This window comes from Bradyrhizobium sp. P3_C3 (genome assembly GCF_056402655.1).
The window spans coordinates 1-12036 of the sequence record NZ_JBFUGY010000061.1 but is presented as its reverse complement, the minus strand read 5'-3'; the positions used below and the strand labels follow the sequence as shown (position 1 = coordinate 12036).

8 protein-coding genes are annotated in these 12036 nt (G+C 65.1%); 2 read left to right on the top strand and 6 right to left on the bottom strand.

Going from position 1 to position 12036, the window contains the following annotated elements:
• Window positions 1–132 precede the first annotated feature (132 nt).
• Window positions 133–2175: an AsmA family protein gene (locus AC1DW2_RS39380; protein WP_477008711.1), complete on the bottom strand. Its 2043-nt coding sequence runs from the start codon at window positions 2173–2175 to the stop codon at window positions 133–135.
• Between the two features lie 247 nt (window positions 2176–2422).
• Here AC1DW2_RS39380 and AC1DW2_RS39375 point away from each other — a divergent pair, with 247 nt between their 5' ends.
• Window positions 2423–3097, top strand: a complete 675-nt coding sequence (locus AC1DW2_RS39375; protein ID WP_028149299.1) for a Crp/Fnr family transcriptional regulator — start codon at window positions 2423–2425, stop codon at window positions 3095–3097.
• A gap of 142 nt (window positions 3098–3239) precedes the next feature.
• On the opposite strand, the gene AC1DW2_RS39370 is transcribed toward AC1DW2_RS39375, so the two are convergent.
• From AC1DW2_RS39370 to AC1DW2_RS39355, 4 genes are all read right to left on the bottom strand, one after another.
• A complete protein-coding gene (locus tag AC1DW2_RS39370) occupies window positions 3240–6374 on the bottom strand; it encodes an efflux RND transporter permease subunit (protein WP_477008710.1) in 3135 nt (1044 codons plus the stop codon).
• On the bottom strand, window positions 6374–7303 hold the full coding sequence (locus AC1DW2_RS39365; protein WP_071908567.1) for an efflux RND transporter periplasmic adaptor subunit: 930 nt from the start codon (window positions 7301–7303) through the stop codon (window positions 6374–6376). Before AC1DW2_RS39365 ends, AC1DW2_RS39370 begins: the two co-directional genes overlap by 1 nt.
• Window positions 7304–7480: 177 nt before the next feature.
• Window positions 7481–8140, bottom strand: a complete 660-nt coding sequence (locus AC1DW2_RS39360) for an OmpA family protein (RefSeq protein ID WP_477008709.1) — start codon at window positions 8138–8140, stop codon at window positions 7481–7483.
• 147 nt (window positions 8141–8287) lie between these two features.
• Window positions 8288–9802 (bottom strand): caspase family protein, encoded by a 1515-nt coding sequence (locus tag AC1DW2_RS39355; protein WP_477008708.1) that lies wholly within the window; start codon window positions 9800–9802, stop codon window positions 8288–8290.
• Between the two features lie 368 nt (window positions 9803–10170).
• Between AC1DW2_RS39355 and AC1DW2_RS39350 the strand changes: the two genes are divergently transcribed.
• Window positions 10171–10977, top strand: a complete 807-nt coding sequence (locus AC1DW2_RS39350) for an N-acyl homoserine lactonase family protein (protein ID WP_477008707.1) — start codon at window positions 10171–10173, stop codon at window positions 10975–10977.
• 19 nt (window positions 10978–10996) lie between these two features.
• Here AC1DW2_RS39350 and AC1DW2_RS39345 read toward each other — a convergent pair whose 3' ends face one another.
• Window positions 10997–11740: a class I SAM-dependent methyltransferase gene (locus tag AC1DW2_RS39345; RefSeq protein WP_477008723.1), complete on the bottom strand. Its 744-nt coding sequence runs from the start codon at window positions 11738–11740 to the stop codon at window positions 10997–10999.
• Window positions 11741–12036: the final 296 nt, after the last annotated feature.

Sequence of the window (12036 nt, the reverse complement as noted above, 5' to 3'; positions counted from 1 at the left end):
GTTACCGCTGTCGAGGCCGGGGCTCGGCCGAAGGGGTCGTGGAATTGTCGCGGCCTCATCCCTTTGGATGAAGCGGCGGACGGGGAGGCCGATGTAGGGATTGGCGTGGAGTCCAGTGCGTTGGTCGGCCAATCATCGATTAAAGAGCTGTCGCAGCACGTCGTTCATCGGCTGGCTGTCCTGCTGCACCACCGCCGGGTCGTCCTGGGCCGGGGGCGCGGGAGAGGCTTGCGGAGCGGGGGTGGACGGTGTTGCCGGCAGGCCGCGGCTGCGGCCGGTGCCGGTGCTGGTCCCCGCGCCGCTGGAGAGCCCCTGCTGGATCAAATTGCCGATTGCCTCGCCCAGCGGGCCGCCGAGCGGGTTGTTCTGTCCCGGCTGCTGGGCTTGCGGATTGGCATTGCCGGCCGCGTTGCCGCTGTCCGGCGCGGCGGCGCCGCCCAGCCCGAGGCTGCCCAGGAGATTGCCGAGCCCGGCGCCATCAGGGCCGAACAGGCCTTTGCCCATCTCGCGCAGCTTGGCATAGGCGGCGTCCGGATTGTCCAGCATGCCGGCCATGTCAGGGTAGATCCGCGGCTGCGACCAGCTGCCTTGGATCATCACGGGAATGCCGAAGCCGACCGGCTCCGATGTGCGGCCCTGGCCTTCGGTGGTCATCACGAGCTTCGGCTCGACGCGAAAACCCATCATCTTGGTGTCGAGCGCGATGGTGCCGGCGCCGGTCACGCGTACCAGCGGTCCGATCAGATTGAGATCGGTCGTCACCGCCTGACCCTTGTCGATGCGGAAGGACGCCGAGAGCTGCGACAGATCCGTGCTCTGGGCCTCACTGTCCTGCCAGCCGGACAGCGTGCCCGATGTCAGCGAGCGGATCATCTGCGCGATATTGATGCCGCGGATGGCACCGTCCTGGAAATTGACGAAGGCCGTGCCCTGCATGTTCGCCATCAGCGCGCGCTGGCTGGTGCCGGCGCTGCGCAGCGCGAGCTTGGCCTGCAGCTTGCCGTCGATCCGGTCGAACTCGGCAAGGCCCTGGAGCAGCGGCAGCGCGCGCACGCCGACGAGATCGGAATGCATGGCAAAGCTCGGTGCGCCGCTTGTGGCATCCAGGATCACCTCGCCCGAGCCCTGGCCGTCATAGGCGCCGAGATTGGCGGTGCCGGCCTTCAGCACGCCGCCGGCGAGCTTCGCATCGAGCGCCAGCGGCGCCAGGCGCGCATCGCCGATCACGGCCTCGTTCGCGGAGATCCTGATTTGTGCGTCGACATAATTGAGCCCGGACACGTCGATCGGTGCATTGCTCCAGGGCTGTCCCGACGTGCCCTCCGGCGATTTCGCGACCGGAATCGCGAGCCGCTGGAAGTCGAGATCGACCTTGACCAGAGGCTTGCTCGCAATATCGACCGAGGCCCAGCCGTTGAAGGCGCCGTCGCCGAGCCTGCCGTTCACGCCGTTGATCATCACGACATCGCCGCTCAGCCGCATCTCGGCATGACCGGTGAGCTGGGACTTCAGCACATCAGGCATGTCGATGGCGAAATCCACCGGAATGGTCGGCCGGTCGGCCGGCGGCGCCGGCGTCGACGCCTTGATGTCGAACTTGGTCGGGTGATCGCCGACCCGCGCGGTGCCGGCGATGTCGACCTTGCGGTCGCGGCCAACGACGGCATCGGCGTTGATGGCGCTGATGCGGCCCTCGACACGGTCGCGCACGCGCGCGAATGCGACTTCACCGTCGATGACCTTGACGCGGTCGATGGTCGCACCACCGGTGTCGAGCGCCAGCGGCTTCGACGCGGTGCCGGCATTCGGCAGTCGCTCACGCAGCAGCGGCTGGTGGAGCACGGGATGGGTGACGACGAGTTCGCTGATCTTCGGGCTGCCCGACCATACGCTCGCGAGCGACATGTCGGCCTGCACGCTGTCGACCGTCAGGCGCGTGATGCCGCTGCGGTCCTTCGGGTCCTGAAGCGTGAGATCGTTGAGCGTGACATTCAGCGTCGGCCACAGGCTGATCTTTGTGGTGCCGTCGATGGACAGGCGATAACCGGTCGCGCTCTCGACCCGCGAGGCAATCGTCGTGGTCAGGAATCCCGAGGGAATCCCGACCACGAGGAGAAGCCCGATCACGATGATGACGGCGGCTATCGCCGCGCCGGCGAATTTCACTGCTCTCATGTCGACTTTCCAACGACGGACAATCGGCGGCGAATCCCGCAGATGACCGTCCTATGCATCCGTCCTTTGCACCTGAGTTTATCCCCGGACGGGAAGCGGCTCCAAGCACGTAAAAATAGTCAGGGGGTGCTGCAAAGTTATGTGACTTATGACACACTTCCCCGGCGCGGTATTACGCGATCCTGATTTGATGGTTCCAAGCAATTTGCCAGGGAAACTGGCTAAGGAAATTCACAAGGACATTGAAATGAGCAAGCAGGCCGAATTTGCGGTCATCCTGAAGATGAACGCGATGTTCGCCGATCTCGGCGCAGACGAGCTCCAGCGGCTGTCGAATCTCTGCCACACCCAGCATCTGGGGAATGGCGAGGTGCTGTTCCAGAAGGGCGATGCGGGGGACGCGCTGTTCGGCGTGCGCCGGGGCCAGGTCCGTATCGAGACCGGCGTCTCCGACGGCAGCCGTCTGACCCTGAACTTCATGGGGCCGGGCGACCTGTTCGGCGAGGTCGCGGTGCTGGACGGCCAGAGCCGCACTGCGGATGCGACCGCAGGCGAAGCCAGCGAATTGTTCGTGCTGCGGCGCGAAGATTTTCTCAGCTTCCTCGAACGCGAGCCGAAGGTCGCGATCAAGATCATCGCGCTGCTGTGCCAGCGCATCCGCTGGCAGAGCGAGCGCATGGAAGAATCCATGCTGCAACCCCTGCCGGTGCGGCTGGCACGGCGGCTCTGCGCGCTCGCCGCCGATTTCGGCTCGGAGGTCCACATCTCGCAGGAGCAGCTCGGCATCTTCGTCGGCGCGGCCCGCGAGAGCGTCAACCGCCAGCTTCAGGCCTGGCGCAAGGAGGCGATCCTGGATCTCCAGCGCGGCCGCATCCTGCTGCGGAACATGACCAAGCTGACGGCGATCGCGCGCAACGAGTAGAGACATCGGCGAAACCGCTTCGTCGTTCGGACGGCGCGACCGGTGCGCTTGAACGCTTCGTAGCGAAGACGATCTTCTGCGACGTCGGGTTCGCTGACGCCGCTCGCTGAACCAGCTTGAGCTGTCGACGTCCGTATCACAGCTACTCCGCCGCGGGGTGTACCATGCCCTTTTTATCCGGCGCCGCGCCGTGATGATCGGCGGTCTCGGCATCCTCGCTGTGCACGATCAGGCGCTTTGCGAATCGCCAGATCAGGGCGCCGAGATCGTCCATCACCATGAACATCGCGGGCACGAACACCAGCGACAGGATGGTCGAGAAGATCAGGCCGCCGATCACCGCGAGCGCCATCGGCGAGCGGAACTCGCCGCCGGCGCCGACCGCGAGCGCGCTCGGCGTCATGCCCGCGGCCATCGCGATCGTGGTCATCACGATCGGGCGCGCGCGCTTCATGCCGGCGTCGATCATCGCTTCCTCGCGCGGCTTGCCGGCGCGGATTGCCTCGATGGCGAATTCCACCAGCATGATCGCGTTCTTGGTGACGATACCCATCAGCATCAGAATGCCGATCCAGACCGGTGTGGTGAGCTGCTTGCCGGTGATGAGCAGTGCGGCGATGGCGCCGCCGATCGAGAGCGGCAGCGAGAACAGGATGGTGATCGGCTGCAGGAAGGTGCCGAACAGCAGCACCAGCACGGCGTAGACCATCATCAGGCCCGCGGTGATCGCAGTGGCGAAGCCGTCGGACAGCTCGTTCAGGCTTTCGGCGTCGCCGGAGGGCGAGACCTTCACGCCCTTCGGTCGGCTCTTCATCACCGGCRGGTCGTAGATCTTCTTGGTCGCGTCGCCGAGCGCGGCGGAGCCGACGAGGTCGGCGGCCACGGTTGCCTGCCGCTCACGATCGTAGCGGTTGATGCTGGTCGGACCCTGGTCGAGCTTGACGTCGGCGATGACCGAGAGCGGCACACCGCCCTTCTCGCCGCGCTCGCCGAGCGGCACGCGCAGCTGTTCGAGCGTCCTCAGATTACCGCGCGCGGCGTCCTCGAGCTGGACGCGGATCGGCACCAGGCGGTCGCCGACGTCGAACTTGGCGAGCGCGGGCCCGACATCACCGATGGTGGCGACGCGGATGGTCTGCGACAGGCTTTCCGTGGAGACGCCGAGGCGCGCGGCGAGATCTGCGCGCGGCTCGATGCGCAGCTCGGGCCGCTCGAGCGTGGTTTCCGAGATCACGTTGGAGATCGTCGGAATCCGCTTCATCTGCGTCGCGAGCTCGCTGGCGACGTTGTTGACGATGTTGGCGTCGACGCCGGTCACGACCAGCGAGATGGCGCGCAGGCCGTTCTCGTCGAGGAACCAGAAGCGGATGTCGGGAACGTTCTCCAGCTCCTGGCTGATCGAGAATTCGAGCTCGCGCTGGGTGATGTCGCGGCTGTCCTTGGGCGTGTAGTTGATGATCAAGGAGGCGCGCCGGACTTCCTGGGTGCCCGGCGGGACGCGCCCGCCATCGACGAAGATGCTCTTCACCTCCGGCCGCTTGCGCAGGCGTGCGACGATGTCCTCGGTGACCTTCTCGGTGTAGGCAAGCTGGGTGCCCGGCGGCAGCTCGAGCGCCAGCAGCGAGCGCGCGCTGTCCTGCGCCGGCAGGAAGCCCTGCGGCAGCAGCGTGATGCTCCAGATTGAGGCGGCGAACACCCCGAAGCCGATCAGCACGGTGATGAAATGGTGCTTCACCGACCAGGCCACGATCCTGTGATAGGCCCGCAGCACGCGGCCGGGCGGCGGCTCTTCGTGCGCATGGTGCTTGAGGAAGTAGGCGGCCAGCACCGGCGTGACGAAGCGCGCCGCGAGCAGCGAGAAGAACACTTGCACCGAGACGGTGATGCCGAACTGCTTGAAGAACTGTCCGGCGATGCCCGACATGAAGCTCGCGGGCGCGAAGATCGCAATGATGGTCAGCGAGATCGCGATCACCGCAAGGCCGATCTCGTCTGCGGCTTCAAGTGCGGCACGATAGGGCGACTTGCCCATGTTCATGTGCCGGACGATGTTCTCGATCTCGACGATGGCGTCGTCGACGAGAATACCTGTCGACAGCGTGATGGCGAGGAAGCTGACGAGGTTCAGCGAGAAGCCGAGAAGGTCCATCGCCCAGAACGCCGGGAAGATCGACAGCGGGAGCGAGATCGCGGCAATGATGGTGGCGCGCAGGTCCCGCAGGAACAGGAGCACGATGATGACGGCAAGGATGGCGCCTTCGAACAGGGTCGAGATCGCCGCGTGGTAATTGCCGTTGGTATATTCGACCGAGGTGTCGATCACCTTCAGGTCGACGTCGGGATAGGCGGCCTTCAGCGCGTCGATGCGCTTCTGCACGGCTTCGGCCACCTTCACATCGCTGGCGCCCTTGGATCGCTTGATGCCGAGCGCGACCACCGGCTCGCCGTTGAAGCGGGCGAAGGTGCGGCGGTCGGCGATGGTGTCGGTGACGGTGCCGAGATCGTCGAGCCGGACCTCACCGCCGCCGAACAGCGGGATCATGGTGCCGGCGAGATCGCCCAGTGTCTTGGCGCCCGCAAGCGTGCGGATCGCCTGGTCGTTCTTGCCGATCTCGGCGCGGCCGCCGGCGACGTCGACATTGGTGCCGCGCAGGCTTTGGCTGACATTGACCGCGGTCAGCCCCATCGCCTGCATCCGGTCCGGATCGAGCGAGACCAGGATCTCACGCTCGACACCGCCGATGCGCTCGACCTGGGCGACGCCGCGCACGCCCTGCAGCGCGCGCTTGACGACGTCGTCGACGAAATAGGAGAGCTGCTCCGGCGTCTTGCCGGGCGAGATCGCGGCATAGGTGACGATCGGCAGGCCGATGACGTCGACGCGCTGGATCAGCGGTTCGGTGACGTTCTGCGGCAGGTTCGATCGTACCCGCGTCACCGCGTCCTTGACGTCGTTGAGCGCGCGGTCGGTGTTGGTCTCCAGCGCGAACTGGATGGTGGTCACCGACACGCCGTCGGTGATCGAGGAGGTGATGTGCCTGACCCCCTCGACGCCGGAGACGGCATCTTCAACCGTCTTGGTGACCTGGGATTCGAGCTCAGCGGGTGCTGCGCCGAACTGCGACACCACGACCGAGATCACGGGAATGTCGGCCGAAGGCAGCCGCGTCACCGCGAGCTTGGTGAAGGACACCCAGCCGAGGACCAGGAGGATGATCGAGAAGACGACCGACGGCAGCGGATTGCGGATCGACCAAGCCGAGATATTGAGAGCCATCAGCGTACCCGCGTGCGATCGAGTTCATCGGCGAACATGGTCTTGATCTGGTCGCCGTCATGGAGCGAAGAGCCGGCGTCGGCCACGACGATTTCGCCGACCTCGAGGCCTTCCAGGATTTCCGTCGCGCTGTCGGACGACAGCCCGACCCGTACCTTGCGCGTCTCGACAATATTGTTCTTGACGACCTGAATGGTGAGATGGTCGATCGCGGTCTTGGGGATAGAGACGCCGCAGCTTCGCTTGGCGTCGATCGAGGCGCGGGCAAACACGCCGACCTTGAGCGATGGATTGTTGGTGACGCTGATGCGGACGCGGCCGAGCTGCGTGGTGCGGTCGATTTCGGGCGCGACCAGCCGGACCCGGCCGATCAAATCGGGCGCGTCATCGCGGCTGATGCGCACGGTCGCGCCGGGATTTAGCTTGGGCATGTGCACCGCCGGGACCTGGGCGTCGAGCTCGATCTCGTTGTTGACGGCGATGCGGAACATCGGGCCGGCCTGCGGCGAGGCGGGCGCGCCGACGATGGTACGCACTTCGGTGACGAGGCCCGGCGCGGGCGCCTTCAGCGAGATCGGGCCTTGCGGGCCGGGTCTTTGCGGCTGGCCGGGGATCTGCGGCGGCGCCGTCAGGCGCGCCAGCTCCTGATTGTCGGTGACCATGGCGCCTTCGGTGACGAAGAGGTCGGTGACCCTGGAGCCTTCCTGGTCGGCGACGACCACGGCCTCGCGGCGCGGCACGAAGAAGCCGGTCACCCGCACGAGGTCGGAGAAGCAGGCGTTGGTCGACTTCGTCACGATGACGAGCGCCTCGCTCGGCGTTTCCTTCGCCTCGGGGCGATGCCGATGCTCGAACAGATAATAGCCGACGCCGAGCGCAACGACGAACACCACGGTTCCGGCAGGCTTGAGATATTCGGAGGCGTTCATCGCCGGATTGTCCTGGCCTGGCTCACGGCCATCCGCACGAGGCCTGCTGAGAGCGTTTCCCTGAAATAAAGCGGCGTCCCACAAGGCTGCGGGACGCGCTTTTGAAGCAAGACTTTACACCACATCACGACTTGGCACTTCAAAGGATTTGGCACTTCAAAGGATTACGTCGTGCTCTCACTTCGATGCGGTGGTCTTGTTTTCCATGTTGACGACCTGCACGCGACGATTGACCTCCGCCATCGGCTGGGCCGGGTCCTTCAGCTTGCTCTTGCCATAGCCGACGGTGACGAGATCGGTCGCGGAGATGCTGTACTTGTCGACGAGGTAGCGCTTGATCGAATCCGCGCGGCGCTCCGACAGGTCCTGATTATAGCCCTCGCCGCCGGCGGCGTCGGTGTGGCCGGCCACCACGAAGGTCGAGCCCTTCAGGTCGGGGCTGGTCAGCGCGCGACCGAGCGCCTGTACCGAGGCGAGCGACTTGGCGCTGATATTGGCCGAGTTGTAGTCGAACGTGATTTCAAGATCGATATTCGGCTTGTCCTTGGCCACCGACGCGATCTCTTCGCGCTCGGTCGACGAAAGCGAGCGCGTCGAGCGGCCGCGCACGGACTGGATCAGCTTGGTTTCCGCCGCACTGGGTGCGGGATCGGCCTGCGGGGCGATCGAGAGGCCGCGGGTCAACGGCTTCTTCGGCGGCGGCGCCAGTGCGCGGACGATCTCGTCCTCGGTAACGTTCTTGCTGTTGCCGTCGTCGCCCGCGAATGCGAGCGGGGTCGTCAGCGACAGAGCGGCGCCGACCGTGATGATGGACAGGATCGCGGTAGCCAATCTCATTGCCAGTCCCTCCTGCGCAGCTGACCGCGCGGTTCCAAAATTCCTGCAATGGCCCCCCCCGGGAAAGGCCGCCTGCGGCATCCGTCCGTTAGTCTTCCCTGGGCCGTCGAGGGTTCGAGGCGTCTTCCGCCTCAACTCAAAAAAATACTAGCGTACTCCGTAGCTTGCGAACTCCTGAACAATGTTCGGGTCCATCGCCTTGGCATTGGCGATGTCGAGCGCGCCTTCCTGCGCAGAGCCGTTGCGCTGCTTGGCAATCCCGCGGCCAAAGAGCGAGGAGGTCAGGCGCGGGTTGATCTTCAGGGCTGCGTCGAAATCGGCGATGGCGTTCTTGACCGCTCCCGATTTCAGATTGACGAGCCCCCGGCTGTCCAGCGCATCGACGAAATTCGGCCGCAGCCGCAGCGCCTCGTTGCAATCCTTCAACGCGCCCTGGAGGTCGCCGACCACGGTGCGGGTCCAGCAGCGGTTGTTCAGCGCCTCGACGTCCTTCGCGTTGATCCGAAGCGTCTCGTCGAAATCCTTGATGGCCAAATTGTAGGCGCCCTTGCTGGCATAGACCTGACCGCGCCGGTACAGCGCGTTCACGTCATCAGGATTGGCGGCGATCTTGGCCGTCAGGCCCTTGATGGTCGGATCCTCCGCCAGCGCGGCCGCGCTCGGCCCGCTATCCATGCTCGGCGCGGGGGTGGTCTCGGCCGGTTTCACCGGCGGTGGCGCCGGCGGCAAGGCGGCCTCGACCTGCGGTTTCGGTGAGGGCGCCGGTGCCGGAGCAGGTGCTGGAGCAGATGCCGCTGCCGTGTCCGCCGGCTTCGGCGGCGGAGGCGGTGCGGGCGGAGCCGGCGGCGGGTTGTTGGCGACGACCGGCGGCGATGGCGGCGGTGCCGTCATCGACGGGCGCGATCCGCCGGCGCCCGGAATGAACGAAAAATCCTCGGCGAGCGACGAGGAGATCCACGGCACCTGTTCGCCGCGCGAGGCGCGGGTGACGCCCATCTTGGTGCGGTTCAGCGTCTCCTCGGCCATCAGGTCGGGGACGCGAATCTCCTTCAGGAGCTCCTGGACGAACAGGCTGTGATCGCCGCCCGCGTCCGAGACCACCGAGGCCAGTGCCGCCGAGTACATCACCAGCGTGCCGTTCGGCGCGATGACCGGCGTCAGGCCGGCCGAGAAGCTGCGGAACCGGCGCTCGAAGGGATTGCGCCTGGAGGCGTCGACCAGCGCGATCTTGACGCCCGCGCCGCGGGTATTGAGCTCGCCGAGCACGGTCTCCAGGCTGAAACCGTCGCGGCGGACGTCGGATTCGGTCCAGATCTGCGCGTCGATCGGCAGCATGTAGCTCTGGCGCGCCGACTGGATGCCGAAACCGCTGAAGAAGATCAGCGCCACCGAGCCCGGCTTGATCTTGCCATAGAGCTTGTCGAAGGCGCGGCGCATGCCGTCGCCGGTCAGGTTCTCGCCGATTTCAACGGAAAAGCCGTCGCGCTTGAGCTCGTCGGCGACGTCGCGCGCGTCGTTGAGCGGTTCCTTCAGCGGGGCGTCCGCGTCCGGATATTTGGCGTTGCCGATGACCAACGCATAACGGTCGCCGGCGGCCAGGGATGGCGCAACCGGGACGAGCGAAACGAGCAAGGGCAGAAGAAAAAGGAAGCGAATTTTCATAATCAGCGCGGTCCAGCCAAAAAGGCGCCGTTACCAGCTTGCGCCGCGGCGACCTTAACTTACGCAATGTGCATTATCAAACCGCGGAAGGGGGGGCGTCAACCGCTTGGAGATTCGGCATTATCGCGACAATTGACCGCGATGCGTGGGCGCGCCGGGAGGGGAATAAACGGACTGTCACGGTTGTGCTCGGCGCCATCTGGTTCGACTCTGCGGCAGGATGCTGGAGCAGCCGCGACAAAGAAGATGTGAGGGGTCTCACATAGCAGGCTGGACGCTGTCGCAGCCCTCCGGTGTTTGACCTTTGCGACGGACAATGGCTTGGTGCGCTCGATCGTCCCCGAAGGTCCAACTCAGAAAAGAAAACCATGGGAAACGCCTACGAAATCTACGCCCTGCGTTATGCGACGATGTCGCCACGCACCCCCAACATGAACTTCCTGGCGCCCGACCCGCATGACAGCGCGGCGCAGGATCTCGACTATTTCGTCTGGCTGATCCGAGGGCAGGGCCGCGACATCCTGGTGGATACCGGCTTCAATGCCGAGGAGGCGAGCGCGCGGGCGCGCAAGCTGACGCTCAATCCGGTCGATGCGCTGGAGCGCTTTGGCGTCGCGGCGTCGAGCGTTCGCGACATTATCGTGACGCATCTGCATTACGACCACGCCGGCAATCTCGATCGCTTCGCGAACGCGCGCTTCCATCTCCAGGAGCGCGAGATGGCTTACGCGACGGGACGCTGCATGTGCAACGGACTACTGCGACATCCGTTCTCGGTCGAGCACGTCACGCAGATGGTGCGCCATGTCTATGGCGAGCGCGTCCATTTCTATTCCGGCGACGGCGAGGTCGCGCCCGGCGTCACCGTGCACCGTGTCGGCGGCCATTCCGACGGCTTGCAGGTGGTCAAGGTCGAGACCGCGCGCGGGCCGGTGGTGCTGGCGTCCGATGCCGCGCATTACTACGCCAATCTGCAGCGCCGGAGCCCGTTCCCCATCGTCTACAATATCGGCGACATGGCGCAGGGCTGGGAGACGATCGAACGCCTCGCCGGACATCCTGACAGGTTTATTCCCGGCCATGATCCGATCGTGACGGAGATCTATCCGCGTGCGAGCGACAAGGTCGATGCCTGGGCCCTGCATTTGCCGCCGTCGCGGTCGTTTGCGAAGTGACGGAATCCGGGGCGTGGTGTCAGCGAGTGCCGGCAGGATCCGCACAAGCAACGATATCGCGGGGAGATTTTCGAGCCGCTACCTCCGGCGGAGAGAATACCGCCAGGTATCCTCCGTCCCCTGCGAGCTTATATGTGGCGACCTCGCGATAGCCGACGGCGGTCAATTCGCAGCGCAAGAGCTCAATTGGCGTGCCATGCTTCGACGTCGGAAGCTCAAGATCGACAATTCCGACCTGCGCATCCTGCTTTAGAGCGGCCGCGAGATTGTAGAGGAAGGCATAGGGTTGGGCTATCTCGTGATACATGTGCACGAGGATTGCAGCATCCAGCGAGGAAGCGGGCAGACGCGGGTCGTGTGGTTCGCCGAGGGCGAATTGCACGTTCGTCAACTTCAGACGTTCTGTTCGGCTGGCGAGCTCGATGAGGTAATCCCGCGTGACGTCCTGGGCAACGACAGAGCCGGCGGGGCCGACGAGGTGCGAGAGCCTGACCGTGTGGTAGCCGCTGCCTGCTCCAATGTCGCCCACTGTCATACCTGGTTTCAGTTCAAGAGCACGTGCGATTTGACCGGCCTCATTGAGGGCGTCTCGGCGCTCTTCGGCGGCACGGCGCGGGCTGACGATCCGTGCAACAGGGCGCTGTGGTGAGGGAAACTCGTTTGCAGCGACTCCGGGGGAAGCCAGATAACCTATGTCAGCGGCGTATGCGCGAGTTACGGCAAACGCCGCAAGTAGCGCCGTTATATAAGCCAGTGCCGTCACGGACCTGCCAAGCTTTCTCAATCGGCCTCCCAAAAGCCGACGTCTGCACCTCTAGGAGTACGCGCCCTTCTGTAATGGGCCCGATGATGTCAAGCCTCCCGAGTGAACGCCACGCCGCCGAGCTCATGCTTCTGTTCGTGGTCGACGCCTGGCCGCCACATCATGCTGTCAGAGGGAGCGGTGAGCCTATCTAGATACGCGTGGTTCGTCGGACGACGGCCACTGGGCGTGTAACGGCTTCACCGCATCCACCGTCCCGGCGACGGGACTTCGGGCACCGGGCTTCAGTTCATCCC